Consider the following 25373-nt stretch of genomic DNA (forward strand, 5'->3'; position numbering starts at 1 on the left):
CCACCTCAGCAGCGCGTCAACGTCCCCGGCCGTTGTCCACAGGCGCAGCCTGGCGCCGCGGTGCGCCGCGAGCCCCCGCCGCGCACGCACCCTACGCTGGGCAGATGACCGAGCAGGAGCAGCAGCGTCCCCACGACCTCCCGCCCCGCGAGACCATCCTGCTCGCGGCCTTCGAGGGCTGGAACGACGCCGGCTCGGCCGCGACCCAGGCGCTCGAGCACGTGCACGAGTCGTGGGGCGCCGTGCAGGTCGACGAGCTCGACCCCGAGGAGTACCACGACTTCCAGGTGAACCGGCCCGTCGTCGGGACCGGCGCGGACGGGCGTCGCGAGATCACGTGGCCGACGACCGCGGTGGCGGTGGCGACCGCGCCGCGCACGGGCCGGCAGGTCGTGCTGGTGCACGGCATCGAGCCGTCGATGCGCTGGCGGCGCTACTGCACGGAGCTGCTCGACATCGCGGCCGGCCTCGGCGTGCGGACGGTCGTGACGGTCGGCGCGCTGCTCGCGGACGTCCCCCACACGCGCCCCATCCCGGTGACGACGACGAGCGACGACGCGGACGTGCGTGAGCTGCTCGGCATCGAGCCCAACACCTACGAGGGCCCGACGGGGATCGTCGGCGTGCTCCAGCAGGAGGCCGCGGCACGGGGCATGCGCGCGCTGTCGCTCTGGGCCGCCGTCCCGCACTACGTCGCCCACCCGCCGAGCCCGAAGGCCAGCCTCGCGCTGCTCACGCGCCTCGAGCAGCTGCTCGGCGAGCCCGTCCCGCTCGGCGAGCTGCCCGACGACGCCGCGGCGTGGCAGCACGGCGTCGACGAGCTCGCGCACGAGGACACGGAGATCGCCGAGTACGTGCGCCAGCTCGAGGAGGCCAAGGACACCGCGGAGCTGCCCGAGGCGAGCGGCGAGGCGATCGCGCAGGAGTTCGAGCGCTACCTGCGACGCCGCGACCGGGGCACGGGCGGGTAGCGCCGCAGCGTCGGGGGCGAGGCGCTAGATGTACTCGGCCATGAGGTTGGTGACGGGGGCTTGATGTGAGCGAGGACCTCCGGCGTAGTGGAGATGTCTCGTCTTCACGATCCGGAGGTCCTCGTGTCTCACGCTAACGCGCGGCTGACGCCGCATGGCAGGTGGTTGCTGGTCCAACGTGTCCGGGTGCAGGGCCGCCCGGTCGCGCACGTCGCTCGCGAGCTGGGCGTCTCGCGCCAGTGCGCCCACCGGTGGGTTGCCCGCTTCGATGCCCAAGGGCGCGCCGGTCTGCTGGACCACTCGTCGCGTCCGCACCGCTCGCCCCGAGCGACCCGGCCGGACCTGGTCGCGTTGGTCCTGCGCGAGCGCACCGTGCTGCGGCGAGGTCCCGACGAGCTGGCGCGCCGCACCAGAGTCCCGGCTCGCACGGTCTCGCGGATCCTGCGCCGGGCAGCGGTGCCCTACCTGTGGCAGTGCGATCCGGTTACCGGTGAACGCATCCGCGCCTCCAAGACCACCGTTGTCCGCTACGAACACGCCCACGCCGGCGACCTGCTCCACGTCGACGTCAAGAAGATCGGCCGCATCCCCGCTGGCGGCGGATGGAAGGCGCACGGGCGCTCGATGGGCCGCTCGGCGGCCGCCAAACGCGCCCGCATCGGCTACGACTTCGTGCACGCCGCCGTCGACGACCACTCCCGGGTCGCCTACGCCGAGATCCTGGCCGACGAGACCGGACCCAGTTGCGGGGCGTTCCTCGAGCGGGCGCTGACCTACTTCGCCGACCTGGGTATCGCCGTGCGGGCCGTGATCACCGACAACCACTGGTCCTACTCGCGCAGCAACGACGTCGCCACCGCGCTGGCGAACCCACGGCACCGAGCACTGGTTCATCAAGGCGCACTGCCCCTGGCAGAACGGCAAGGTCGAACGCTTCAACCGCACCCTGGCCACCGAGTGGGCCTACCGCCAGCCGTGGCTGACCAACGACGAGCGCACCGCCGCCTTCACGACCTGGCTGATCGAGTACAACACTGAGCGTCACCACCACGCCGTCGGCGCCGCCCCCATCACCCGACTGTCACCAACGTGATGGCCGCGTACACCTAGAGCCGGATGCCCAGCAGCGCGTTGACGGCGCGGGCGATCACGCCCGGGGCGCCCTCGACGGCGTCGTCGGTGCTGCCCCGCGCGATGGAGAGGTCGGCCCACGCGTCGACGTGCCGCAGGGCCGTCGGGGCGTCGAGGTCGGCGGCGAGTGCTGCCCGCACGGCGGCGAGGGTCGCCTCCGCGGCGGGACCGCCGTTGCCCGAGACCGCGGAGCGCCAGCGCTCGAGCCGGGCCTGTGCCCGCTCGAGCTCGGCGTCGGTCCACTCCCAGTCCTCCGCGTAGTGGTGCGCGAGGATCGCGAGCCGCACCGCCATGGGGTCGACGCCGCGCGCGAGCAGCCGGGAGACGAGCACGAGGTTGCCGCGAGACTTGCTCATCTTCTCGCCGTCGAGCCCGACCATCCCGGCGTGCACGTGGGCGCGCGCGCCGTGGCCGGAGTCCAGCAGGCGCGCGTGCGAGGTGCTCATCTCGTGGTGCGGGAACCGCAGGTCGGAGCCGCCGCCCTGGACGTCGAAGGGCAGCCCGAGGCTGTCGCGGGCGATCACCGCGCACTCGATGTGCCAGCCGGGCCGCCCGGGGCCGAGCCCGCCCTCGTCCCACGCAGGCTCCCCGGGACGGGCTGCGCGCCACAGCAGGGGGTCGAGCGGGTCCCGCTTGCCGGGGCGGTCGGGGTCTCCCCCGCGCTCGGCGAACAGGGCGAGCATCTCGGTCCGCGGGAGTCCCGCGACGCCACCGAGCGACGGGTCGGCGGCCAGGTCGGCGTAGACGTCGCCCACGCCCTCGCCCGACGCGTCCGGGACGCCGACCCGGTAGGCGGCGCCGGCCGCGAGCATCGCCTCGACGGCTCCCGCGACGGCCGGGATCGACTCGACGGCGCCCGTGTACGCGTCGGGCGGGACGACGCCGAGCGCGGTCATGTCGTCCGCGAAGAGGGTCGTCTGCTCGACGGCGAGGTCGCGCCAGTCGACGCCGGTCGCCGCAGCGCGCTCGAGCAGGGGGTCGTCGACGTCCGTGACGTTCGACGCGTACCGCACACGCTGCCCGGCGTCGCGCCACGCCCGGACGAGCAGGTCGAACGCCACATAGGTGGCGGCGTGGCCGAGATGGGTCGCGTCGTACGGGGTGATGCCGCACACGTACAGCGTCGCCGACTCCCCCGGCGCCGCGACGACGAGCTCGCCGCTCGACGTGTCCCGCACGCGGACGGGGCCGCCTCGGCCGGGGAGCTGCGGGATCTGCGGGGCCGGCCAGGTGAGCACGACGGAAGCCTAACCGGCACCGCGCGGGCCCACGCCCGCCGTCCACGCCCCGCGGACCGGGACCGGGACCGGGACCGGGACCGCACGAGAGTCCCGGGGCGCCACCGTCCGAGCGCGTATCGTCCGCCCCGCGCGCGTCGTCCGCCCCGCGCGCGTCGTCCGCCCGCGCGCGTCGTCCGCCGTACGCGTCGCCCGCCGTACGCGTCGCCCGCCGTACGCGTCGCCCGCCGTACGCGTCGCCCGCCGTACGCGTCACCCGCCCGGGCGCGTCGCCCGCCCGTAGGTGTCATCCGCCCGTGGGTGTCGTCCACACGTCGGAGGCGCCGCTCGCCCGTCGGAGGCGCCGCTCGCCCGTGCGAGGCGGTGCGCCCGTCGCCCGTGCGAGGCGGTGCGCCCCGGGCGAGCGACCCGTCCCCGCGCGGCGAGGGACGTGGCGTGCCGCCCAGGACGAGAATGCCCGTCGTGGACACACTGTGGGTGCGGACGGCGGAGGGCTGGGCACGGTCGGACCGACCGGCGACCGGGGACCCGGCGCTCGGGCACGGGCGCGCGGTCGACGACGTCGAGCCGGACCCGGGCGCGGGAGAGCTCTGGGTCCGCACCGACCGGCTCGACGACCTGGCCGGGGCCGCCCGACGCCGGGGCGCGCCGCCCGAGGTCGTCCGTGCCGTCGAGTCGACCCAGGAGCTGTGGACGAGACGGGCGCACGTCGAGCACCTGCCCGGGGGCGGGCTGCTGCTCGCCGCGCCGACGCTCGCGTACGACCCCGCGACGCTGGCGGTGACCTCGGGTCGGGTCGTGTGCCTGGTCACGGGATCGCTCGCGGTCACGGCAGAGACCGCGGGCGGGCGCGAGCTCGACGCCGCGGCGGACCGGCTCTGCGGTGGGCTCCCGGCACCCGCGTCCGGCGCCTGGCAGGTGCTCGCGGCGATCCTCGGGTCGCTCGCGGCGGGGGCGGCCGCGGTCGAGACCGCGCTCGGCGAGGCCGTCGCCGAGACGGAGTCGGTCGTGTTCGCGCGGACGCGGTCGAACCCGCTCGAGCGCGTCTACGGGCTCAAGCGCGAGATCGCCGAGGCGCGGCGCGCGCTCGTCCCGTTCTCCACGGAGCTCGCCGAGCTCGCGCCGGACGCAGGCGACGGGGCCGCCGGTGCGGGTTGGGCGTGGCTGCGCCGGATCGAGGCCGGCGTCGAGCGCGTCGACCGCCGCCTGGACGCGCACGACGCGCTGCTCGGCGACCTCCTCTCGGTCCACCTCGCGCAGGTCACGCTCCGCCAGAACGAGGACCAGCGCCGCATCTCGGCGTGGGCCGCGATCGGTGCCCTCCCGACCCTCGTCGCGTCGGTGTACGGCATGAACTTCCGGCACATGCCCGAGCTCGCGTGGACCTACGGGTACGGGCTCGTGCTCGTGGTGCTCGCGACGACCTGCTCGGTGCTGTACTGGCGCTTCCGGCGGTCCGGCTGGCTCTGAGCCGGACCGGCGGGCCCACGTCGGCGGCCGGTGCCCGCCGGGCGCGTGCGCGCCGAGCCCGTGCCGAACGGGCGGCGGGTCACTCGACCGGCGCGCCCGCGGTCGGCTCGAGCACCCCGGTGAGCAGGAGGACCACGACGAGCGCCGCGAGCGCGAGGCGGTAGATCACGAAGGGCCGGTAGCTGTACGTCGAGACGATCTTCAGGAACGCGATGATCACGACGTAGCCGACCGCGAACGCGACGATCGTCGCGAGCACCGTGGGCCACAGCCCGGGGGTTCCCGCGGTGCCGAACTCGCCGGCGCTCTTGGCGACCTGGAACACCCCCGACCCGAACACCGCCGGGATCGCCAGGAGGAACGAGTACCGCGCGGCCGCCTCACGCGTGTAGCCCATGAGCAGGCCGCCCGTGATCGTCCCACCCGAGCGCGAGACGCCCGGGACCAGCGCGAGCGCCTGCGCGAAGCCGAACAGGACGGCGTGCTTGGGCGTCAGGTCCTCGAGCCGGCTGCGCTTCGCCCCCCGCGCGTCCGCCCAGCCGAGCACGAGCGCGAAGCCCGCGAGCGTCAGCGCGATGAGCCACAGGTTGCGGAACGGCGTCTCGATGGCGTCCTGGAAAGCGAGTCCGAGGACGACGATCGGGACGCTGCCGAGCGCGATGAACCACGCCATGCGCGCGTCGCTGTCCACCGGACCGCCGGCTGGGCTCCCCAGGCGCGACCGCAGGTCCGTGCCGAGGTCACCGCGCACCGCACGCCACCAGGCGAGCAGGATCCGCTTGATGTCGCGCCGGAAGTACAGCAGCACCGCGGTCTCGGTGCCGATCTGCGTGATCGCGGTGAACGCCGCGCCGGGGTCCCCGGCGCCGATGAGCTCGCCGACGATGCGCAGGTGCGCGCTCGACGAGACCGGCAGGAACTCGGTGAGCCCCTGCACCAGGCCGAGGACGATCGCTTCCCATGTACTCATGCCTGATGCCACGAGGCGCAACCTTAACGGTGCCGGAGCCCTGTCCGATTACCCTTGCGCCTCATGGAACAGCGGCAGCTCGGACGGACCGGACTTCGCGTCTCGCACCTGGGTCTGGGCACGCTGACCTGGAGCCGCGACACGGACGAGCACGAGGCGAGCGAGCAGCTGCGTGACTTCGTCGACGCGGGCGGCACGCTCGTGGACACCTCGGCCTCCTACGCGGAGGGCGGGGCCGAGGAGCTCCTCGGCTCGCTGCTCGACCGCGTGGTGCCCCGGGACGACGTCGTGCTGTGCACCAAGGCCGGCGTGCGACGCACACCGTCGGGCGGCGTCGTCGACGCCTCGCGCGGCGGGCTGCTGCGCACGCTCGACGCGTCACTGCGCCGGCTCGGCACCGACCACGTCGACCTGTGGCTCGTCCAGACGCCCGACCCGCGCACGCCGCTCACCGAGACGGTCTCCGCGCTGCGGATCGCGGTGACGAGCGGGCGCGCGCAGTACGTGGGGCTGTCGAACCACGCCGGCTGGCAGGTGGCGCGTGCCGCGACGCTGCTCGGCGAGGACGTCGGCCTGGCCGCGGTCGAGGCGGAGTACTCGCTGCTGCAGCGCGGGATCGAGCGCGAGGTGCTCCCGGCGGCGGCGGAGATGGGCGTCGGTGTCCTCGCGTGGTCCCCGTTGGGGCGCGGCGTGCTGACCGGGAAGTACCGGCGCACCATCCCCGCCGACTCACGTGCCGCCTCGCCGCACCTCGCGGGCTTCGTCGAGCCCTACCTCGGGGCGGAGTCGCTCTCGGTCGTCGAGGCCGTCGCGACCGCGGCCGCCGGGCTCGACCGCACGCCCCTCGACGTCGCCCTCGCGTGGCTGCGCGTGCGCACGCAGGTCACGTCGGCGATCGTCGGTGCCCGGACGGCCGCCCAGCTGCGCGGGTCCCTCGCCGCCGAGGACGTCGTCCTGCCGCCGGAGATCCTGCACGCGCTCGACGAGGTCAGCGCCCCCGAGCTCGGGTACCCCGAGCGGCGCTGACCCGCGTCCCGGACGGCGGTCGCCGGCCGGCCTGCCTCACCGGCTGCCGGGCGTCACCGCTCGTCGGCGGGCACGCTCCCGGCGAGGGGCTCGAGGTCGTCGAAGTCGTCGTCGTGCTCGTCGTCGTCGTGCTCGTCGTCGTCGTGCTCGTCGTCGTCGTCCTCGTCGTCGTCGTGCTCGTCGTCCTCCTCGGCGAGGTAGAACGGCGTGGCCTCCCCGTGCACGGTCCCGAGCGCGTCGTCGTAGACCTCGAAGGCGTCGGCCAGGATGTCGTACGCGTCGTCGACGGCGGGGTCGTCCTCGCCCCGCCGGGCTGCGACTGCGTGGTAGTGGGCCTCGAGGGCGGCGATCAGGCGATCGAGTGCGGCACGCGGGTCGACGGTCATGCCATGACGGTAGCGCCGTGCCGTGCACAATGGCACGGGAATGGTCCGGGCGCCCCGGGCGTTGGACCGGTCTCTCGCGAGAACGGCGGTGACGATGGCAGGGACGACAGGACGGTCCGTGCGCGGCGACTGGGTCGCGCAGGGCGGCCAGTACGAGTACCGGGTGCTGACGATCCCGCGGACGACGAGCCGCGGCGACGCCCGGCGCCTGCTCACCGACGAGGCGGAGTACGGGCGCTGGGAGCTGGCGCGCACGCTGCTGTTCGCCGGCGGGGAGCGCAAGGTGTGGCTGCGGCGCAAGATCATCCGGGTGCGCAGCACGCTGGACTACACGCTGGAGTGAGCCGTCACACGGTGCGCAGGAGGCGGTCGAGCACCCGGACACCGAACCGCAGCGCGTCCGTCGTGACGCGCTCGTCGACACCGTGGAACATGCCGGCGAAGTCCAGGTCGGCGGGCAGGCGCAGCGGCGCGAAGCCGTAGCCGGTGATGCCCAGCCGGGCGAGCGACTTGTTGTCCGTGCCGCCCGAGAGCGTGTACGGCAGGACGCGCGCGCCCGGGTCCTCCGCGAGCAGCGCGCTCACCATCGCGTCGACGAGGTCCCCCTCGAACGGCACCTCGAGCGCGATGTCGCGGTGGAGGTGCTCGACGCGCACGTGCGGCCCGGCGAGCTCGCGGACCGTGGCGAGGAAGTCCTCCTCGGTGCCGGGCACGAAGCGGCCGTCGACCACGCCCTCCGCCCGCCCGGGCACGACGTTCGCCTTGTAGCCGGCGATCAGCTGCGTCGGGTTCGTCGTGTTGCGGACGGTCGCGCCGACGAACCGCGAGGCCGGGCCGAGCGCGCGGACCAGCCGGTCGACCGTTTCCTCGTCCTCCGGGTCGAACGGCAGGCCCGTGAGGTCGGCGACGCCCGCGAGCAGCGCGCGGACCGTGGGCGTGAGCGCGAGCGGCCACGGGTGGGCCCCGATGCGCGCGATCGCGCCGGCGAGGTGGGTCACGGCGTTGTCCGGGGTGACCTGGCTGCCGTGCCCGGCGCGACCGTCCGCGATCAGCCGCAGCCACCCGATCCCCTTCTCGGCGGTCTGCAGGAGGTACGCGCGGCGGCCGTCGACGTCGACCGAGAAGCCGCCGACCTCGCTGATGGCGTCGGCCGCGCCCTCGAAGAGCTCGGGCCGGTTGTCGACGGACCAGCGTGCGCCCCAGACGCCGCCGGCCTCCTCGTCGGCGAAGAACGCGACGACGACGTCGCGCGCCGGGCGCCGGCCCTCGCGCGCCATCTGGCGCACGACCGCGAGGATCATCGCGTCCATGTCCTTCATGTCGACCGCGCCGCGGCCCCACACGAGCCCGTCGTGGACCTCGCCCGCGAAGGGGTCGATCTTCCAGTCCTTGGCCTGCGCCGGGACGACGTCGAGGTGCCCGTGCAGGACGAGCGCGGGACGCGTGCGGTCCTCGCCCTCGAGGCGCACGACGACGTTCGCGCGGCCCGGGGCCGACTCGTAGTACTCCGGGGCGAGGCCGACCTCGGTCAGCAGCGCCATCACGTGCTCCGCGGCGGCGCGCTCGCCCGGGCCGGAGCCGTCGCCGTAGTTCGACGTGTCGAACCGGATGAGCTCCTGGCAGATCCGGACGACCTCGTCCTCCGCGGTCGGGTGACCGCCGCCGGCGTGCTCGCCGCCGCCCGGCGCGACCCCCGTCACGGGGCGGTCGGAGGGCTCGGAGGACGCGGCGGAGGCAACCGTGGGCATGCGCACCACGGTACCCGCGCGCCCGGGCGCGCCGGGCCCGGACGGTCAGGCGCCGGCGGCGGGCGGGACCGCGTCGAGCAGGCCCCGCCGGGCGAGCAGCGGCTCGATCTGCGGGTCACGGCCCCGCAGGTCGCGGAACGCGTCGAGCGGGTCGCACGAGCCGCCGCGCGAGAGCAGCGCCTCCCGGAACCGGTCGCCGTTCGCGCGCGAGAGCCCGCCGTTCTCCCGGAACCACTCGACGGTGTCCGCGTCGAGCACCTCCGACCAGATGTAGGCGTAGTACCCGGCCGAGTAGCCCCCGCCGAACACGTGGTTGAAGTACGTCGTGCGGTAGCGCGGCGGCACCGGCGCGAACGCCACGCCGGCCCGCTCGAGCGCGGCCTCCTCGAACGGCACGACGTCCTCGACGTCGGTCGGGACCTCGTCGGGCGCGAGGCGGTACCAGGCCTGGTCGAGCAGCGCCGCCGCCAGGTACTCCGTCGTCGCGAAGCCCTCGCCGTCCTGCTGCGAGGCGAGCAGGGTGTCGACCCACTCCTGCGGCATCGGCTCGCCGGTCACGTGGTGCACGGCGTACCCCCGCAGGACCGCCGGGTCGAAGATCCACATCTCGTTGACCTGCGACGGGTACTCGACGAAGTCGCGCGGCACCGCCGTGCCCGACTGCGACGGCCAGCGCACCGCCGAGAACAGGCCGTGCAGCGCGTGCCCGAACTCGTGGAACAGTGTCACGACCTCGTCGGACGTCAGCAGCGTCGGCTGGCCGTCCGGGGGCTTGGGGATGTTGAGGTTGTTGACGACGACGGGCTGCTCGCCGAGCAGCGTGGACTGGTCGACGAGGTTGTTCATCCACGCGCCGCCACGCTTGGACTCGCGCGTCCAGAAGTCGCCGAGGAACAGCCCGAGCCCGGTGCCGTCCGCCTCGAGGACCTCGAACACGCGCACGTCGGGGTGGTAGCCGACGAGGTCGGTGCGCTCGGCGAACGTCAGGCCGTAGAGCTCGCCGGCGGCGCGGAAGACGCCGTCGTGCAGCACGCGCTCCAGCTCGAGGTACGGGCGCAGCAGCGCGTCGTCGAGCGCGCGGCGCTCCTTGCGGACCTGCTCGGCGTAGTACGCCCAGTCCCACGGCTCGAGGGTCGCTCCGGGGACGTCACGCTCGAGCGCGGCCTGCAGGTCGGCGGCCTCCGCACGCGCGTTCGCGACCGCGGCCGGCGCCAGGCGCGCGAGCATCGCCTCGACGGCCTCGGCCGTCTTCGCGGTCGCGTCCTGCGCGACGTACGCCGCGTGGTGCGCGTACCCCAGCAGCCGGGCGCGCTCGGCGCGCAGCCGCGCGAGCGCCAGCAGGGTCGTGCGCGTGTCGTGCTCGTCGCCCGTCGCACCGCGGCCGACCGACGCGCGGTGCAGGCGCTCGCGCAGCCCGCGGTCGCGGAGCATCGCGAGCGGCGCCTGCTGCGTCGGCAGCTGGAGCTCGAGGAGCCAGCCGGCGTCGTGGCCGCGGCCGCGAGCCGCCTGGGCCGCCGCGGCGCGGGCGTCCTCGGGCAACCCGTCGAGCTCGGCCTCGTCGGTCACCAGCACCGCCGCCGCGTTCGTCCCCGCGAGCAGGATCCGGCCGAACGCCGTCTCGAGCGAGGTGATCTCGCCGTTGAGCGCGCGCAGCCGCTCCTGCGCCGCGTCGTCGAGCTCGATGCCCGAGCGCACGAACGCGACCGCCGTGCGGTGCAGGAGCCACACCGTGTCGGGGTCCAGCGTGAGCTCGCCCGCGTCGACCTGGTCCTGGAGCGCGCGCACGCGCGAGTACAGGCGGCGGTCGAGGTAGATCGCGTCGTGGTGCTGCGCGAGGAGCGGGGCGACCTGCTCCTCGACCGCCTCGAGACCGGGCGTCGAGTCGGAGCTCGACTGGTTGAAGAACACCGTCGCCGAGACGTGCAGCAGGCGGCCCGCGCGCTCGAGCGCCTCGAGCGTGTTCTCGACCGCCGGGGCGGCGGGGTCGGTCGCGATGCGCTCGACCTCGGCCCGGTGCTCCGCCATGCCGGCGAGCATCGCGGGCAGGAGGTGCTCCTCCCGGATCGCGCGGAAGTCGGGCAGCCCGTACGGCAGGGTCGACGCCGACGCGAAGGGGTTGGTCGGGTCGAGGGTGGTGTCGCTCATGCGGTCCATCATCGCCGACCGGGGCGCCGCGGCGCGGGCGGGACGTCCCCGGTCACGGCCGCGGGTCGCTCGCGAGGAGGGTCGCGACCCACCCGTCCCGGCGGCGGCCCCGCTGCAGGACGAAGCCGCGGACCGTGCCCTCGAGCCGGAAGCCCGCACGCGCGGCCACGCGCAGCGACGCCGTGTTCCCGACGACCGCGCTCCACGTGAGGCGCTCGAGAGCCAGGCCGTCCGGGCGCAGCGCGTGGTCGACGACGAGCCGCACGGCGCGCGACATCGCACCGCGGCCGCGTGCGTCCGGCGCGAGCCAGTAGCCGATCTCGGCGGACGCGGCGGGGGCGCGGGTCAGGCCGATCATCCCGTCGAGGCGGTCCGTGGCCGCGTCGCGGACCGCCCAGGTCAGCGCCGAGCCGCTCGCCCACCCGGCGTCGACGACGTGCTCGACGAAGCCCTCGGCGTCCGCGCGCGTGTAGGGCGACGGGACGACCGTCCACTCCTGCACGTCCGGGTCCTGGCACAGCGCGGTGATGCGGTCGACGTCCGCGGCCCCCGGTGCGCGGAGCACCACCACGTCGTCGGTCAGCTCGACCCGGTCCATGCGGAACCCTGGCACGCACGCGGCGTGACGTGCACGGTCATTCCGTGCGGGGGCGCTCCGGCCGTCCGGACGGCACCGGTAGCGCAGCTCGAGGAACCCGTCGGGGAACGGCGTGACGCCGAGGAGCTCGAGCCGGCCCGTGAGCCGCCGCGGGAGCACCGGGGTGCCGCCGCCGAGCACGACCGGGGCGACGCCCAGCCAGATCTCGTCCAGCAGGTCGCGCGCGGCGAACTGGCCCACGAGGTCCCCGCCGCCGACGAGCCACACGTGACGGCCCGCCGCCTCCTCGACCATGCGCGCGTGGACCTCCTCGACGGGGTCGTGCGTCAGCTCGACGCCGGTGCCGGGCGTCACGGGCAGGTCGCGGTGCGTGAACACCCACGTGCGCTGCTCCGGGTACGGCCACGGCCCACCCTGGCCGAGCATGAACTCGTACGTCGCAGCGCCCATCGCGATCGCGCCGGTGCCCGCGACGAACGCGTCGACGTGGGGCATGAGCCCCTCGGTGTCGTTGAACTGAAACAGCCAGTCGAGCGAGCCCTCGGTGTCGGCGATGTAGCCGTCGATGCTTGCGGCGACGAGGTACCGGGTCAGCGTCATCCGGCCAGCGTGCACCTGGGCGCCCACACGAGGCCAGGGCGGGTGTCGCGCCTGCTCCGCCCGGTCCGCGGCCGGGTCGCAGGGCGGCCGGTCAGCCCGCCGGCGCCGCGTCGACCGGCTGCACCGGGTACCCGTGCGCGGCGCCGACCGCCGCGTTGTGCAGCGCCCCGCCGTGCGTCGTCAGGCCGCGCGCGAGTGCCGGGTCGGCCGCGAGGGCGTCGCGCCAGCCCCGGTCCGCGAGCGCCGTGAGGTACGGCAGCGTCGCGTTCGTCAGGGCGCGCGTCGACGTCACGGGGACCGCGCCGGGCATGTTGGCCACGCAGTAGAAGACGCTGCGGTGCACGGGGAACGTCGGGTCGGCGTGCGTCGTCGGGCGCGTGGACTCGAAGCACCCGCCCTGGTCGACCGCGATGTCGACGAGGACCGACCCCGGGCGCATCGTCGCGACCATGTCGTCGGTCACGAGCTTCGGGGCGCGCGCACCGGGCACCAGCACGGCGCCGACGACGAGGTCCGCGCGGGCCACCTCGCGCGCGATCGCGTAGGTGCTCGACGCCAGCGTCCGGACGCGCCCGCCGAGCTCGGCGTCGAGCTCGCGCAGGCGCGGCAGGGAGACGTCGAGGACCGTCACCTCGGCGTGCATGCCGAGCGCGATCTCGGCGGCGTGCCGGCCTGCGACCCCGCCCCCGATCACGACGACGCTCGCGGGCGCGACCCCGGGGACCCCGCCGAGCAGCGTGCCCGAGCCGCCCTCGTTCTTCATGAGGTGGTAGGCGCCCACCTGCGTGGCGAGCCGTCCGGCGACCTCGCTCATCGGCGCCAGCAGCGGGAGCGTGCCGTCGGCGAGCTGGACGGTCTCGTAGGCGATCGAGGTCGTCCCGGCGGCGAGGAGGGCGTCCGTCGCGGGCCGGTCCGCGGCCAGGTGCAGGTAGGTGAACAGCACGAGCCCGTCCCGCAGGAGCGGGTACTCGGAGGCGACGGGCTCCTTGACCTTGCACACGAGGTCCGCCGTCCCCCACACCTCCTCGGCGCTCGCGGCCGTCCGCGCGCCGGCGGCGCGGAACTCGTCGTCCTCGATCGCGGAGCCGGTCCCGGCTCCCGCCTGCACGACGACCTCGTGCCCGGCCCGGACGAGCTGGTCGACGCCCGCGGGCGTCACCGCCACCCGGTACTCGTGGTTCTTGACCTCGGTCGGGACACCAATTCTCATCGACGGCTCCTTGTGGGTGCGCTCGACGTGCGGGGTTCGGTGCTCCGGACGTTACGGGACGGGGTCCGTCCGCGCGCGGGTCGCGCGCAGACGGCCCCGAACCCCGGCTGAGCCGCAGGTCCGGGGCCGTCGCCGCCGGTCAGCATCTGTACGTCACCGTCCGTCGCGCCCGCTTGTCCTCTTCACGCGCGACCTGAACCGCCCCGGGCCTGCTTGGGGGCCGTCGGTGACGAGCCACCCGGACCACGTCCGTCCACCCCTCACGAGGGGAGCGTTCTCCGTGTCCGGGCCGATCCTTCGCGGCGGGATGCTGACACCGCCGCGCAGACCGGGAGATCCGATCATGACATCCTCAGCGCCCCGGCTCCACGCTTTATTCCTGGCGCCCGCCGGGAGCGTCGGCCACGCCCGGCGCCGAGCCCGGGCCGGGCGCGCGGGGATCCTGTGCGGGACCCCGGCGCGGCGGTGCGCCCCGGTCCCCCACGGTCCGTGCTCGTCCGCCCGGGTGTGCCGCGGGCGGTTGGTCCGCCGCGGACCGGGCCCGTTCCCGGTCCGTCGACGGAGCGTGCGTCAGTCGCGCGAGGTGCCGGCGGTGGCCGGGTCACCCAGCTCGCCCACGAGCGCGTCGTAGATCGGCGATGCGCTCGATCCGGTCGACGTGCTCACGGCCGCGGGCTGCTGCTGGCGGTCGGTTCGTGACATGAGAGCTCCTGGTGCCGATGACATGTGCCGCAACATCTTCGCGGCAAACGGGTGACGGTGCCACACGGGCACCGCCACAGCTCCCTCACCGGGCCTGCGCAGGTCCTGCACACGCCCCGGACCGGTCGTGCCGCGCCGACGACGGGCGTGACCTCGTGGTGCGTGGCCGGGCGGCCGGCGGCGAGGCGACGGGCCGGCACGGGCGGACGCGTCAGGCGCCGGTCCGGGTCGCGGCGATGAGCGAGGTGAGCGAGTCGCGCAGGTGCTCGAGCTCGTCGAGCCCCATGCCGAGCCGCTCGACGACGGCCGGCGGGATGCGCTCGGCCGCGGTGCGCAGCGCGGCGCCCTGGGGGGTCAGCGTGACCGCGAGCGCCCGCTCGTCGCGCGGGTCGCGCGCCCGCGTGACGAGGCCCCGCGCCTCGAGCCGCTTGAGCAGCGGGGACAGCGTCGCGGGCTCGAGGCTGAGCCGGCGCGCGAGGTCGCCCGCGCGGACGGGGCTCGCCTCCCACAGCGCGAGCATGACGAGGTACTGGGGGTGCGTGAGCCCGAGCGGCTCGAGCAGGGGCTTGTAGGCCGCGGTGACCTCGCGGGCGGCGACGGCGAGCGCGAAGCAGACCTGCCGGTCGAGCGCGAGGAGGTCGGGATGCGCCGGGGTGGAGGTCGTCACACTGCCGGAGTCTAGCCGCGGACCCGGCTATGCTGAGTGCACTGATCGTTCGTGCACTCAGCGAATTCCCGCCGCACGGTCCGCCCGCCCCGCCCGACCGCCCCGCTCGACCGAGGAGACCGCCGTGACCGAGGCCAGCCCGCGCCGCTCCTGGGGCATGCGGTTCACCGAGCGCTACCTGCTGCGCTTCTTCGGGCCGCCCGAGCTCGGCGCGGACCGGCCGGGCCGCCGGGCCAACGCCGACGAGGCCGCACGCGAGGCCCGGCTCAACGCCGAGCTGACCCGCGTCGTCGGGCCGGACGGCCGTGTGTACCTCGTGCAGCGCGACGAGCAGGGCTGACCTTCGGCCTGCAGGGGACGGTCGGGGACGCGGCGCCGACGGGCGCCCGCCTCGCGGCCGCGCGGGCGTCACGGTCCCCGTCCGTCGCGTGCCACGAGGGTGCACGCTGGTCCCCGTGACCCCCGCGCCCGTGCCCCCGCTGCCCGTCTCGGTCGACGCTCCCGGTCTCCGCGGACGCGCGATCCTGTCGCAGCGCTGGGAGGCCCTGACGTTCCTGCACTGGCGGGTCGACCCGGCGCTCGTCGCCCCGCTGCTGCCGCCCGGCACGATCCCCGACGTGCACGACGGCGGGACCTGGGTCGGCCTCGTGCCCTTCCGGCTCGCCGGAGCCGCGCTCGGCCAGGGACCCGGTGTGCCGTGGGTGGGGACGTTCGCCGAGACGAACGTGCGGCTCTACTCGGTCGACGCCGAGGGTCGTCGGGGCGTCGTGTTCCGGTCGCTCGACGCGGCTCGGCTCGCCGTCGTGGTCGGCGCCCGCCTCGCGTTCGGGCTGCCGTACGTGTGGGCACGCATGCGGATCCGGTCCGACGGCGACCGGCTCACCTACACGACGTCGCGGCTGGCCCCCGGGCCGCGCGGCGCGGGCGGTCGCGTGGTCGTGACCCCCGGGCCGCGGATCGCCGAGCCCGACGCGCTCGCACAGTTCCTCACCGCCCGCTGGGGACTGCACACCCGGCACCTCGGTCGGCTGCTGTACGTGCCGAACGAGCACGGCCCCTGGCCGCTGCACACCGCGACCCTGCACGAGCTCGACGACTCGCTCGTCGCCGCCGCGGGCCTCGCGGACGTCGCGGGCCGGGCGCCCGACTCGGTGCTGTGGTCGCCCGGCGTGCGGACCGTGTTCGGCCGCCCGTTCGCGGTGCCCGGGGGCGCCAGGGCAGCGGCGCGGTAGCCCGCCCGGCCCGAGTCACGACCTCCTGCCCACGAGACCTTGTCCGCGCCCGCGGGGACGCAGGACGATACGACCGTGGACGCCGCCGCAGTCATGGAGTGGGTCGGGCACTACGAGCGCGCGTGGCGGGAGGACGACCTGACCGCCGTCGAGCGCCTGTTCACGCCCGAGGCGCACTACCTGCGCTCGCCGTACGAGCCGCCGCTCGTCGGCTGGCAGGCGATCCGGGACTTCTGGTCCGACGACACGCCGTTCACGATGCGGGCCGCGCCCGTCGCCGTCACGTGGCCCGTCGCCGTCGTGCGGGCCGAGGTCCGGTACGGCGGGGACGAGCCGCAGGAGTACCGGGACCTCTGGGTCCTGCGCTTCGCCGACGACGGGCGCGTCGAGCACTTCGAGGAGTGGGCGTACTGGCCCGGCCGGGCGTACACGCCGTCGCCCGCCGGTGTGCCGGACCCGGCGGCGGACGAGCGGTAGACCACCCCCGCAGCGCCCACCGGCCACCGCCGGGACCGGCAGGCTCGTCGCGCTCGGCGCCCTCGACGAGGTGCGGCGCGCGCCCACGTCTGGCCGCGACGCTCGCGCGGTGACAGGCTCGCCCGATGACACCCCTCGCCCGTCGGGTGCAGCGGACCTACCTCACGCTCGTCGTCGGCAACACGCTCGCGGCAGCGTTCATCTGGGGCATCAACACGCTGTTCCTGCTCGACGCGGGCCTGAGCAACGTCGAGGCGTTCGCTGCCAACGCGTTCTTCACCGCGGGCATGGTGCTGTTCGAGATCCCGACGGGCGTCGTCGCGGACTCCCGCGGTCGACGCGCGTCCTACCTGCTCGGGACGGTGACGCTGGCCGCGTCGACCCTCCTGTACTGGGGGCTCTGGCAGGTCGAGGGACCGTTCTGGGCCTGGGCCGTCGTGTCGGTGCTCCTCGGGCTCGGGTTCACGTTCTTCTCGGGCGCGGTCGAGGCGTGGCTCGTCGACGCGCTGCGCGCCAGCGGGTACGTGGGCGCTCTCGAGCCGGTCTTCGCGCGCGGGCAGGTCGCGGGCGGCGCCGCGATGCTGGTCGGCTCCGTCGCCGGCGGGGTGGTCGCGCAGGCCACCGACCTCGGCGTGCCGTTCCTGCTGCGGGCCGGCGTCCTGCTGGTCATGCTCGCCGTCGCAGCCGTCTTCATGCGCGACCTCGGCTTCACCCCGGCCGCGCGTGCCCGGCCCGGGGAGGCGGCGCGGGCGATCCTCACGCAGTCGCTGCACCACGGCCTCGGCAACCCGCCCGTGCGCTGGCTCATGCTCGCGGCGCCGTTCGTCTCGGGCGTGGGCGTGTTCGCGTTCTACGCGATGCAGCCGTTCCTGCTCGAGCTCTACGGCGACCCCGACGCGTACGCGGTCGCCGGTCTCGCGGCGGCCGTCGTCGCGGGCTCGCAGATCCTCGGCGGCGCGCTCGCGACCCGGGTGCGCCGCCTCGTGCAGCGGCGCACCACCATCCTGATCGGCGGGACCGCGGCGGGCGCGGCCACCCTGGCGCTCCTCGGGCTGGTCGACGGCTTCGCCCTCGCCCTCGGGCTGCTCGTGCTGTGGGGCGTCGCCGGGGCGGCCGTCACGCCCGTGCGCCAGGCCTACCTCAACGACCTCGTCCCGTCGGAGCAGCGCGCGACGGTGCTGTCCTTCGACTCGCTCGTCGGCAGCCTCGGCGGGGTCGTGGTGCAGCCCGTGCTCGGGCGCGCGGCCGACGTGTGGGGCTACGGCACGAGCTACCTGATCGGGGCGGGGATCAACCTGCTCGCGCTGCCGTTCCTCGTGGCGTCACGGCGTCGGCGCAGCCCCGCGGACGAGCGCGGCGCATCCTGACGGGACGGCGGACGGGGCTCGACGACCCGGCAGTCACGCGTCCCGCCGCGCGCCCGTCCCGTCCGGCACGCCCGCGACGAGCTTGGTCCGCGACCGGCCCGTGGCGTCCTTGAGCACCACGTACTTGAGGTCGACGTGCGGTTCGAGCGCACCGAACTTGTCGTTCGGGGCGCCGATCATGAGCTGGAAGCCGAGGCCGCGCCACGCGCCGATCGCCCGCCCGGTGAACCGCGCGTCGGCCTTGATGAGCGCCTCGTCGAGGAAGACCGGGGCGTAGCGGGGGCGGTCGGCACCGGCGTCGCCGAGCTGGTAGCGCAGGGCGGCGCCGACGATGAACGCGACGAGCTCCTGCGACTCACCGCCGGACTTCTCCCCGATGTGGTCGTAGAGAGCGACGTGCCGCCCCTCGAGGTCGACCTTCTCGGCGCTCAGCCGCACGTGGCGGCGCACGTCGACGAGGTCGGCGAAGTCGGGTGAGGTGCGGCGGACCCGGTCGATGACCTTGGCCATCCGGGCGTACCGCCGCTCCCGCTCGGCGTCGGTCGCCTCGGTCTGCAGCACCTCGCGCAGCTCGCGGAGCTCCTTGCGGAACCGCGCGACGACCGTGGACTGCGTGTCGCGCGCGTCGATGCGCAGGCGGTGCTCGTCGTCCGCGAAGGGCAGGTCGGCGAGGATGTCGTTGACGGGGCGGATGCGCTCCTTGATCTCCCGGACCGACCGGCTCAGGGCGTTGTGCAGGTCGGTCAGGTCGTTGCCGGAGAGCCGCAGGAGGCTGGTGCGCCACTCCCCCTCGAGCTCGTGCAGGCCGTGCGTCTCGAGCTCCGCGAGCAGGCGCGCGAAGTCGCCGTACGACGCGTCGGGGTCCGTGCCCAGGTCGGGGTCGGGCCAGCGCTCGACGAACGTCTCGAAGGTCCGCCGCAGCGCGTCACGGGCCGCCCCGAGCACCTGCTGCGCCGCCTGCCGGTCCGAGCGGAGCAGGTCGCTCGCGCGCGCCACGACCGCGTCGAACGCGGCCAGCGCACCGGCCGGCGTCGCCATCTCGGCGGTCGTGCCCGCGCCGTCCTCTCCGCCGAGCAGCGCGTCGAGGTACGCGCGCGCGTCCGCCGCGACCGTGGTGCCGCGGGTCCGGGCCTCGTCGAGCGCCCGCTGCGCGGCGTCGACCTCGTCGGTCGTCGCCGACCAGCGCATCCCGAGCTCGTGCGCGGCGCCCTTGGTCCGGCCGAGCTCCTCGGTGAGCGTGCGGATCGCCGCCTCGAGCTCGGTCGCGCGCCGCTGGAGGCGGGTCACGTCGGGGTTGCCCGAGGTGACGTCGTCGATGACGTGCGACCACCGGCCGACCTCGGCCTCCGCGGAGGCGACATCGACCCCGTCCCAGGTCACCTCGCGGAGCGCCTCGAACGCGCGGCGCTCGACCTCGTGCCGGTCGAGGCGCCCCTCGGCGGCGACGACCTGCGCCTCGGCGAGCTCGACGCGCTGCTGCGCGCGCGTGATCTGCTGGTCGAGGGCGCTCAGCAGGCGGGTGTTGGTGAAGCCGAGCACGTGGGCGCGCCCCTGCCCGCCGTGCGCGCCCTGGCGGCCGTCGGAGACCTGGCCGGCGCGCGTGAGCGCCCTGGCGTGCTGGGAGAGCTCGCCCGGGGTGTCGACGCACACGTAGGCGAACCGGCTCGCGAGCTCGCTGCGGAGCCACCCGGTGAACGGCGTGGCGCGCAGGTCGAGGCGGCCGGGCATCGTCCGCGGGTCGAGCGCGACGTCGGTCGCCAGCCCCGTCGGGACGCCCTCGAACCGGATCCGGCGCGCGGTGGGCACCGCGTCGATCGCGGCACGGAAGGCGCGCAGGTGCGCGACGTCGAGCAGCAGGAGCGTCGCGAAGCCGCCGAGCGCCAGGGTGAAGGCGTCGCGCCACGGCTCGTGCTCCGTGCGGACCTCGAGGAGCTCGCCGACGAACGGCAGGTCGTCGACGCCGAGACCGGCTGCCTCGGCGAGCGCCGCGCGAGCCTGGTGCAGGTCACCGGGGATGTTGCCCTGCCGCCGGGCGACCCGCGCACGCTCGGCGACGAGGCCCGCGAGCTCGTCCTGGGCGTCCTTCTTCTCGGCCATCGCGTCGCCGAACGCGCTCCGGGCGGTGGCCTTGGAGTCGCCGTCCGCGAGCGCCTCCCCCGCACGCCGCACGAGCACGTCGAGCTCCGCCTGCGTGGCCGGCGCGCCGCCGAGCGCGGGGACCACCACGTCCTCGAGCCGGGCCCGGGCGCGTGCGACCCCGTCGAGTCGCTGCCGCGCGCTCGTGAGCTCGCGCTGCGCGGTCGCGAGCCGGTCGCCGCCCGACGACCACAGCGTCTCCTTGACGCCGTCGAGCTCGGACCGCGACGCCTCGACGCGCTCCGACGTCGCGGTCGCGAGGCGCTGGGCGTCCTGGTGGCGGCGCTGCAGGTCCTGCTCGACCGCGCGCAGCAGCCCGAGCCGGCGCTCGTGGCGCCACAGCGCCGCGGGCGAGGTGCCGTCGTCGAACGAGCCGGCCTGCTCGATGACCCGGAGCCGCTCGCCGGCGGCCTCGATGTCGGCGCGGTGCGCGCGGACCGGCTCGAGCGCCTTGACCTGCTGGCGCGCGGTGATCATCTGGTCGCGCGTGCCCGAGAGCTTGTCGAACTGCTCGACGACGGCGTCGGCGGTCGCGAACGTGTCGGGCTCCTCGAGCACCATGGCCTTGTACAGCGCGTCGACCGTGGTGATCTGCTGTCCCGCCTGGATGCGCCCGAGGAGCGCGACCGCCTTGTTCCCGTCGCCGGTCGCGCCGATCCCGAGGGTCGAGTGCAGCCGGGCGGTGAGCTCGCGGTCGGTGTCGAACGGCGTGAGGCCCGCGGCGGTCACGGCAGCCCGGCCGAGGCGGTCGGCGGCGGCGGGCTCGAGGTCCCGCAGGTCGAACGGCCCGTCGCACGTGGCGCGCACCGCGACGACGTCGTCGAGCACGCGCGCGGCCGCCGGGACGTACCAGGCGCGCACGGCGGTGAGCTCGCGGCCCGCCTGGTCGGCCCACGTCATCGCGATCGCGGACCACGTGTCGCGCCCGTCGCCGCGCAGCACGCTCTCGCGCGTGCCGTCCTCGGTGCGCGACTCGTCGACCTTGCCGCGCGCGTAGGACAGCACGTTGCGCTGGTCCTTGCCGCGCGGGCGCCCGACGACCCCGCCGTTCGACGCGCCGTTGAACGGCGTCGTGTGCGGCATGAGCAGGGCGATGTAGGCGTCCATGAGGGTCGACTTGCCGGACCCCGAGCCGCCCGAGAGCAGCGTCGCGGTCGACGCGAGCCGCACGCGGTGGTGCCCGTCGTACCCGCCCCAGTTGACGAGCTGGAGGTCGCGCGCGACCCACTGCTGGCCCGTCGAGGTCACCGGGACGAGCCCGAAGAGCGTGTCGACCATCGTCATGCCGCGTCGTCCTCACCCGTGTGCGCCGCCTGCGTGCGCAGCCAGTCGCGCAGCTCGGCGAGCCGCTCGTTGCTCAGCACCACCTCGACCAGCGGGGTCACCCGGTAGCGCCCCTCCGACTCCTCGTCGATCAGCCCGTCCTTCGCGAGGCGGGCGACCGCGGCGCGGATCTCGCGCTGGCGGGTCGCGACGTTCGTGTCGTCGGGGTCGAAGTACGTCAGGGCCGTCTGCTCGAGCTCCTCGACGTCGACGCGCACCGAGGTCTCCCCCGCGCCGCGCTCGCGCTGGAACACCGTGCGCAGGTGCACCAGGACGAGAGTCTCGGCGCGGCTGTACGCGTCGTCGCGCAGCAGCACCGGCACGTCGAGCTCGGCGGAGCGGACCTGCTTCTTGTAGGCGACGCCGCGCTCGTGGTCGACGACGAGGTGCACGAACAGGTCGTGCAGCCGCGACTCGACGACCTGCTGGTTGTCGAGCAGCGTCCGCCACTGGGCACGGTTCTTCTCCGCGGTCAGGAAGCGGCGCTGCAGGAGCCGGACGAGCACCGTGCGGACGTCGGCGTCGAGCGTGCCCGAGTCCCCCGCGAACAGCTCGGCCGGGTCCTCCTCCATGGGGACCGGCGCGATGAAGCCGCTGTCCGCACCGGCGTCGCCCCCGGGCTGCGCGTCGGCACCGGCGACCGGCGCCCCGCGCGTCTCGTCGGTCGTCTCACCCATGGGTCTCCTCCTTCGTGGGACCGGTGCCGGCCGCCGTCGTCACGCCCTCGAACGCGAACCGCCGACGGCTCCCGTCGGGGCGGACCGCGTCGACGAACGCGACCTCGCCGGTCTCCGTCATGCCGTACCGGTGTGCGATCTCCAGCAGCCCGAGCAGGTCGACGGGTCGGCGCATCGCGGCCGGCGCAGCGGAGAACGCCGCCGCGACGTCGACCGTGCCCGCGCCGTCCGCGAGCGCCGCGAGGTGCGCGTCGAGCTCGGCGTAGTGCGGGCCACCCCACGCGCGCACCTCGGCCTGGGGGACGTCCGTGTCGTCGTCGTCCCGGACGTCCAGCGGCGCGGGCGCCTGGGGCGGACGGAGGTCGCCGGCGGTCTGGCGCAGGTGGTCGACCTCGGCGACGGGCAGCCGGCGCAGCGGTTCCACGGACTGCCCGCGTCGCGCGTCGGGCACCCACGCCTGCAGGCCCGTCATGACGTCGCGCAGCAGCTCGTCGACCTGCCGGTCGCGCAGCGGGTCGTGGTTGCGGACCTGCGTCGTGATGACGTACGACGCCTCGCGCTGCGCGGTGAAGACCTGGTCGAGGCCCTGCTCGATGCGCCGGCCGATCTCGCGCAGCTCCGTGCGCTGCGGCGCGGGCAGCCGCCGGGCGAACCGGTGCCGCAGGACGACGTCGAGGTGCGTCGCGAGCGCGTCGAGGCGCTGCGGGTCGCCGATGAGGCGCAGCGCCCCCGCGAACGCGCGGCCCTCGGACGTCGACTCCATGACGTGCTCGCCGCGCGCGAGGTACTCGCGCAGCACCTCGCCGGTGGGCCGCTCGTCCTGGCGCAGCGCGGTCACGACGTCGCGCTGCATCGCCTTGATCGACTCCGCGACGCGCGCGAAGTCCGCGGGGAGCTCGCGGACGAGGTGCAGGACGTTCTCGGCCTCCTCGAGCAGCTGCTCGTCGTCGACCTGGTCGACCGTGCCGGTCCGCTCGATGCGGGCGACCTCGGCGCGCAGCCGACCGATCTCGGAGTCGAGCCGCGCGAGGCGCACGAGCACGTCCGGGTCGGCGTCCTGCGCGAGGCGCTCGACCGCGTCGAGCAGGGTCCGCACGCGCGACTGCGAGACGCGGGCGCGGGTGCCGCCCGCGCGCCCGGCGACCTCGAGCGCCCCGACGGCGTGCGCGGACAGCCGGTAGACCTCGACGTCGTCCTCGAGCACGTGACGGACGAGCCAGCCCGCGTCGGACCACTGGCGGCAGAGCTCGCGCGCGGTGCCGGCGGGCAGCTCGTCGCCGTGGCCCGCGGCGCGCAGCTGGTCGAGCGCGTCGCCGATCTCGGTGTGGGCGTCGGCCACGGGGACGCTCGGGCGCTCCGCGGTGAAGACGACCGAGAGCAGGGACACGACGAGGGGTGCGTGCCGCTTGTGCAGCAGGTCGAGCATCGGGTTCTGGAACGCCCGGACGGCTCCGAGGTAGGCCGCTTCGGCACGAGTGCTCATCGCCGGACAGCGTAGGTGGTCGCCGCGGGACCGGGCGTCGACGCGGCCGCCGTGGACCCCGGCACGGTCTCCGTCCGCGCCGGGACGAGGCCGGTGCGTGCGGTGGCGCCCGAAGGTGCGGCCGACGTGGCGGGCGGTGCCCGCACGGGTCCCGGGGCGCCACGATCGGGTGTGCGACGACGACCCCGGTGGTCCCGGGTACCCGTCCGCGCGGGGGCGGGTGCCCGCCCGGACGCGCGTCGGCGCAGGCTGCGCGCGGCGGCGGCGGCCCGGGTACGGCGGCACGGCGCGCGAGGTGATCCGGTACGGCGACCCGTGACGAACAGCAGGCGGACGACCCGACGGCTCCGGGGGGACGGGGTGGACGAGGCGACGACTGACCCGGCGGACGACGAGCTCCGCCGACGCCTGATCGACGGCGACGAGACCGCGCTCGGACGCGTGTACGACCTGCACGGGCCGTACCTGCACCGGATCGCGGTCCGGCTCACCGGGAACCGGACGGCGGCCGACGACGTGCTCCAGGAGGTGCTGTGCTCGCTGTGGCAGCACCCCGAGGCGTTCGACCCCGAGCGGGGGACCCTGCGTCGCTGGCTGTCGACCCTCGCCCACCGCCGGTCGGTGGACCTCGTCCGCCGCGAGGCGTCGGGCCTGCGTCGGCTGCGGCTCGCGGGCGCGGACCCGTCCGTGCCGACGCTCTCGTCGACCGTCGCGCCCGAGGAGACCGCCGTCGCGTCCGTGCTCGGGGCCCAGGTGCGTCGCGCCGTGGCGTCCCTGCCCGGCCCGCAGCGGCGCGCCGTCTACCTCGCGTACTTCGAGGGTCTGAGCTACCGGCAGGTCGCCGAGGCGCTCGGCATCCCCGAGGGCACCGCCAAGTCGCGCCTGCGGCTCGGCCTGCACCGCCTCTCCTCGCTCCTCGCCGCGAAAGGGATCACGTCATGCCCCTGACCGGTTCGTCCGACCACCTCCGTCGTGTGCCCGCACGGTCGGCGCCCGCCCCCGGCACGCGCGACGCCGTGCTGTCCGCGGCTCTCGCCCGCCGCCCGGCGACCATCCCGGCCGTCGTCGCCCCGTACGCGCTGCAGGCCCGGCGCCTCGACGACGTCCTCACCGACCTCGACGCGGCGGGGTGGGCGCGTCCCGTCGTCCACGGCTGGTCCGCTCGCCGAGTCGTCGCGCACCTGCACGCGCTCGACCGCGCCGTCGCCGGCCAGGTCGGCGCCCTCGTGCCGGCGTCCCCGGAGGACGACGCGGGGCGGGGCGCGGCGCCCGAGCGGGTCGTGCACGCGTGGCGCGAGCAGGCGCACGCGCTCGTACGCCGCGTCGGTGCGAGCTCGGTCGCGCTCGACGACGACATCCAGCTGCTGGGCGAGGTCCTCCCCGTGCGGACCGCACTGCTCCAGCGCGCGTTCGAGACCTGGATCCACTCGGACGACATCCGCCGCGCGCTCGACCGCGCCCCGAGCCCACCGCCGTCCGAGCACCTGGCGCCGATGGCCGACGCGGGGGTGCGCCAGCTCGTCGCGGCGCTCGGGCTCGTGCGGCCGCAGCACGCCGGACGCGTCGTGCGCGTCGACCTCGCGGGCCCGGGTGGGGGCCGGTGGACGCTTCCCGTGCCGGGGGCCCGTGCGGGCACCGCGCCGGACGCCGCCCTGCACCTCGACGTCCTCGAGTTCTGCTACCTGCTGGGCGGCCGGCGGGACCCCCGTCGCGTCGCGCACCGCTCGGCAGGCGACCCGCGCCTGGTCGCGGACCTCCTGGAGGTCGCGGCCGGCTTCGACCGCGACGAGACGGACGACGCGTGACGCACGCCCGG

22 protein-coding genes and 1 pseudogene are annotated in these 25373 nt (G+C 75.4%); 11 read left to right on the forward strand and 12 right to left on the reverse strand.

What is annotated here, in order from left to right; translation table 11 throughout:
* The first annotated feature begins 104 nt into the window (after nucleotides 1-104).
* Nucleotides 105-971 carry a PAC2 family protein gene (locus tag ACWFNE_RS16715; protein WP_452123547.1) on the forward strand — a complete coding sequence of 289 codons (867 nt, stop codon included), beginning with the start codon at nucleotides 105-107 and terminating at the stop codon, nucleotides 969-971.
* A 123-nt stretch (nucleotides 972-1094) separates the two neighbouring features.
* A pseudogene (locus ACWFNE_RS16720) lies at nucleotides 1095-2064 on the forward strand (IS481 family transposase).
* A 13-nt stretch (nucleotides 2065-2077) separates the two neighbouring features.
* On the opposite strand, the gene mshC reads toward ACWFNE_RS16720, so the two are convergent.
* A complete protein-coding gene (gene mshC, locus ACWFNE_RS16725; RefSeq protein ID WP_452123548.1) occupies nucleotides 2078-3340 on the reverse strand; it encodes a cysteine--1-D-myo-inosityl 2-amino-2-deoxy-alpha-D-glucopyranoside ligase in 1263 nt (420 codons plus the stop codon).
* A 462-nt stretch (nucleotides 3341-3802) separates the two neighbouring features.
* Between mshC and ACWFNE_RS16730 the strand changes: the two genes are divergently transcribed.
* The gene (locus ACWFNE_RS16730) at nucleotides 3803-4810 is read left to right on the forward strand and encodes a CorA family divalent cation transporter (protein WP_452123549.1); all 1008 of its coding nucleotides are present in this window, start codon (nucleotides 3803-3805) and stop codon (nucleotides 4808-4810) included.
* 79 nt (nucleotides 4811-4889) lie between these two features.
* Here ACWFNE_RS16730 and ACWFNE_RS16735 read toward each other — a convergent pair whose 3' ends face one another.
* Nucleotides 4890-5780: an undecaprenyl-diphosphate phosphatase gene (locus tag ACWFNE_RS16735; RefSeq protein ID WP_452123550.1), complete on the reverse strand. Its 891-nt coding sequence runs from the start codon at nucleotides 5778-5780 to the stop codon at nucleotides 4890-4892.
* 63 nt (nucleotides 5781-5843) lie between these two features.
* Between ACWFNE_RS16735 and ACWFNE_RS16740 the strand changes: the two genes are divergently transcribed.
* Nucleotides 5844-6806, forward strand: a complete 963-nt coding sequence (locus tag ACWFNE_RS16740; protein WP_452123551.1) for an aldo/keto reductase — start codon at nucleotides 5844-5846, stop codon at nucleotides 6804-6806.
* Nucleotides 6807-6859: 53 nt separating this feature from the next.
* Here the strand turns inward: ACWFNE_RS16740 and ACWFNE_RS16745 are convergent, their stop codons facing one another.
* Nucleotides 6860-7192 carry a primosomal protein gene (locus ACWFNE_RS16745; protein ID WP_452123552.1) on the reverse strand — a complete coding sequence of 111 codons (333 nt, stop codon included), beginning with the start codon at nucleotides 7190-7192 and terminating at the stop codon, nucleotides 6860-6862.
* A 94-nt stretch (nucleotides 7193-7286) separates the two neighbouring features.
* On the opposite strand from ACWFNE_RS16745, the gene ACWFNE_RS16750 reads away from it, so the two are divergent.
* Entirely contained in the window at nucleotides 7287-7535 is a 249-nt protein-coding gene (locus ACWFNE_RS16750) for a DUF5703 family protein (protein ID WP_258726905.1), read from the forward strand.
* 4 nt (nucleotides 7536-7539) lie between these two features.
* On the opposite strand, the gene ACWFNE_RS16755 is transcribed toward ACWFNE_RS16750, so the two are convergent.
* The 6 genes from ACWFNE_RS16755 to ACWFNE_RS16780 all read right to left on the reverse strand — a co-directional run bounded on the left by ACWFNE_RS16755 (nucleotide 7540) and on the right by ACWFNE_RS16780 (nucleotide 14862).
* Nucleotides 7540-8940: a M20/M25/M40 family metallo-hydrolase gene (locus ACWFNE_RS16755; protein ID WP_452123553.1), complete on the reverse strand. Its 1401-nt coding sequence runs from the start codon at nucleotides 8938-8940 to the stop codon at nucleotides 7540-7542.
* Nucleotides 8941-8985: 45 nt separating this feature from the next.
* On the reverse strand, nucleotides 8986-11085 hold the full coding sequence (locus ACWFNE_RS16760; protein WP_452123554.1) for a M3 family metallopeptidase: 2100 nt from the start codon (nucleotides 11083-11085) through the stop codon (nucleotides 8986-8988).
* Nucleotides 11086-11137: 52 nt separating this feature from the next.
* Nucleotides 11138-12283, reverse strand: a complete 1146-nt coding sequence (locus tag ACWFNE_RS16765) for a GNAT family N-acetyltransferase (protein ID WP_452123555.1) — start codon at nucleotides 12281-12283, stop codon at nucleotides 11138-11140.
* Between the two features lie 91 nt (nucleotides 12284-12374).
* On the reverse strand, nucleotides 12375-13493 hold the full coding sequence (gene ald / locus ACWFNE_RS16770; protein WP_452123556.1) for an alanine dehydrogenase: 1119 nt from the start codon (nucleotides 13491-13493) through the stop codon (nucleotides 12375-12377).
* Between the two features lie 570 nt (nucleotides 13494-14063).
* Entirely contained in the window at nucleotides 14064-14195 is a 132-nt protein-coding gene (locus ACWFNE_RS16775) for a hypothetical protein (protein WP_258726899.1), read from the reverse strand.
* 211 nt (nucleotides 14196-14406) lie between these two features.
* Nucleotides 14407-14862, reverse strand: a complete 456-nt coding sequence (locus ACWFNE_RS16780; RefSeq protein WP_452123557.1) for a MarR family winged helix-turn-helix transcriptional regulator — start codon at nucleotides 14860-14862, stop codon at nucleotides 14407-14409.
* A gap of 124 nt (nucleotides 14863-14986) precedes the next feature.
* Here ACWFNE_RS16780 and ACWFNE_RS16785 point away from each other — a divergent pair, with 124 nt between their 5' ends.
* The 4 genes from ACWFNE_RS16785 (at nucleotide 14987) to ACWFNE_RS16800 (ending at nucleotide 17938) form a co-directional block, all read left to right on the forward strand.
* A complete protein-coding gene (locus tag ACWFNE_RS16785) occupies nucleotides 14987-15202 on the forward strand; it encodes a hypothetical protein (protein WP_452123558.1) in 216 nt (71 codons plus the stop codon).
* A gap of 115 nt (nucleotides 15203-15317) precedes the next feature.
* Nucleotides 15318-16094, forward strand: coding sequence for a YqjF family protein (locus tag ACWFNE_RS16790; protein ID WP_452123559.1), 777 nt, complete (start codon nucleotides 15318-15320; stop codon nucleotides 16092-16094).
* Between the two features lie 75 nt (nucleotides 16095-16169).
* On the forward strand, nucleotides 16170-16571 hold the full coding sequence (locus ACWFNE_RS16795; RefSeq protein WP_452123560.1) for a nuclear transport factor 2 family protein: 402 nt from the start codon (nucleotides 16170-16172) through the stop codon (nucleotides 16569-16571).
* A gap of 125 nt (nucleotides 16572-16696) precedes the next feature.
* Entirely contained in the window at nucleotides 16697-17938 is a 1242-nt protein-coding gene (locus tag ACWFNE_RS16800) for an MFS transporter (RefSeq protein WP_452123561.1), read from the forward strand.
* A 33-nt stretch (nucleotides 17939-17971) separates the two neighbouring features.
* Here the strand turns inward: ACWFNE_RS16800 and ACWFNE_RS16805 are convergent, their stop codons facing one another.
* Genes ACWFNE_RS16805 through ACWFNE_RS16815 form a run of 3 tightly spaced genes read right to left on the reverse strand, consistent with a single transcriptional unit; the run spans nucleotide 17972 to nucleotide 23557 of the window.
* Complete coding sequence (locus tag ACWFNE_RS16805; RefSeq protein WP_452123562.1) at nucleotides 17972-21358, reverse strand: ATP-binding protein; 3387 nt, start codon at nucleotides 21356-21358, stop codon at nucleotides 17972-17974.
* The gene (locus ACWFNE_RS16810; protein WP_452123563.1) at nucleotides 21355-22074 is read right to left on the reverse strand and encodes a DUF4194 domain-containing protein; all 720 of its coding nucleotides are present in this window, start codon (nucleotides 22072-22074) and stop codon (nucleotides 21355-21357) included. The genes ACWFNE_RS16805 and ACWFNE_RS16810 overlap by 4 nt, the downstream gene beginning before the upstream one ends.
* The gene (locus ACWFNE_RS16815; RefSeq protein ID WP_452123564.1) at nucleotides 22067-23557 is read right to left on the reverse strand and encodes a DUF3375 domain-containing protein; all 1491 of its coding nucleotides are present in this window, start codon (nucleotides 23555-23557) and stop codon (nucleotides 22067-22069) included. The genes ACWFNE_RS16810 and ACWFNE_RS16815 overlap by 8 nt, the downstream gene beginning before the upstream one ends.
* Before the next feature lie 360 nt (nucleotides 23558-23917).
* Between ACWFNE_RS16815 and ACWFNE_RS16820 the strand changes: the two genes are divergently transcribed.
* Both ACWFNE_RS16820 and ACWFNE_RS16825 read left to right on the forward strand, forming a co-directional pair.
* Complete coding sequence (locus ACWFNE_RS16820) at nucleotides 23918-24505, forward strand: RNA polymerase sigma factor (RefSeq protein WP_452123565.1); 588 nt, start codon at nucleotides 23918-23920, stop codon at nucleotides 24503-24505.
* Nucleotides 24496-25362: a maleylpyruvate isomerase family mycothiol-dependent enzyme gene (locus ACWFNE_RS16825; protein WP_452123566.1), complete on the forward strand. Its 867-nt coding sequence runs from the start codon at nucleotides 24496-24498 to the stop codon at nucleotides 25360-25362. The genes ACWFNE_RS16820 and ACWFNE_RS16825 overlap by 10 nt, the downstream gene beginning before the upstream one ends.
* Nucleotides 25363-25373: the final 11 nt, after the last annotated feature.

The sequence above is a fragment of the Cellulomonas sp. NPDC055163 genome (genome assembly GCF_053607065.1).

What these genes read in the sequence shown, in the direction of transcription:
- ACWFNE_RS16760 (WP_452123554.1), bottom strand. Translation starts at nt 11,085, where the DNA reads ATGAGCGACACCACCCTCGACCCGACCAACCCCTTCGCGTCGGCGTCG.
- ACWFNE_RS16755 (WP_452123553.1), bottom strand. Translation starts at nt 8,940, where the DNA reads ATGCCCACGGTTGCCTCCGCCGCGTCCTCCGAGCCCTCCGACCGCCCC.
- ACWFNE_RS16750 (WP_258726905.1), top strand. Translation starts at nt 7,287, where the DNA reads ATGGCAGGGACGACAGGACGGTCCGTGCGCGGCGACTGGGTCGCGCAG.
- ACWFNE_RS16805 (WP_452123562.1), bottom strand. Translation starts at nt 21,358, where the DNA reads ATGACGATGGTCGACACGCTCTTCGGGCTCGTCCCGGTGACCTCGACG.
- ald (WP_452123556.1), bottom strand. Translation starts at nt 13,493, where the DNA reads ATGAGAATTGGTGTCCCGACCGAGGTCAAGAACCACGAGTACCGGGTG.
- ACWFNE_RS16715 (WP_452123547.1), top strand. Translation starts at nt 105, where the DNA reads ATGACCGAGCAGGAGCAGCAGCGTCCCCACGACCTCCCGCCCCGCGAG.
- ACWFNE_RS16740 (WP_452123551.1), top strand. Translation starts at nt 5,844, where the DNA reads ATGGAACAGCGGCAGCTCGGACGGACCGGACTTCGCGTCTCGCACCTG.
- ACWFNE_RS16800 (WP_452123561.1), top strand. Translation starts at nt 16,697, where the DNA reads ATGACACCCCTCGCCCGTCGGGTGCAGCGGACCTACCTCACGCTCGTC.
- ACWFNE_RS16775 (WP_258726899.1), bottom strand. Translation starts at nt 14,195, where the DNA reads ATGTCACGAACCGACCGCCAGCAGCAGCCCGCGGCCGTGAGCACGTCG.
- ACWFNE_RS16765 (WP_452123555.1), bottom strand. Translation starts at nt 12,283, where the DNA reads ATGACGCTGACCCGGTACCTCGTCGCCGCAAGCATCGACGGCTACATC.
- ACWFNE_RS16825 (WP_452123566.1), top strand. Translation starts at nt 24,496, where the DNA reads ATGCCCCTGACCGGTTCGTCCGACCACCTCCGTCGTGTGCCCGCACGG.
- ACWFNE_RS16815 (WP_452123564.1), bottom strand. Translation starts at nt 23,557, where the DNA reads ATGAGCACTCGTGCCGAAGCGGCCTACCTCGGAGCCGTCCGGGCGTTC.
- ACWFNE_RS16810 (WP_452123563.1), bottom strand. Translation starts at nt 22,074, where the DNA reads ATGGGTGAGACGACCGACGAGACGCGCGGGGCGCCGGTCGCCGGTGCC.
- ACWFNE_RS16735 (WP_452123550.1), bottom strand. Translation starts at nt 5,780, where the DNA reads ATGAGTACATGGGAAGCGATCGTCCTCGGCCTGGTGCAGGGGCTCACC.
- ACWFNE_RS16745 (WP_452123552.1), bottom strand. Translation starts at nt 7,192, where the DNA reads ATGACCGTCGACCCGCGTGCCGCACTCGATCGCCTGATCGCCGCCCTC.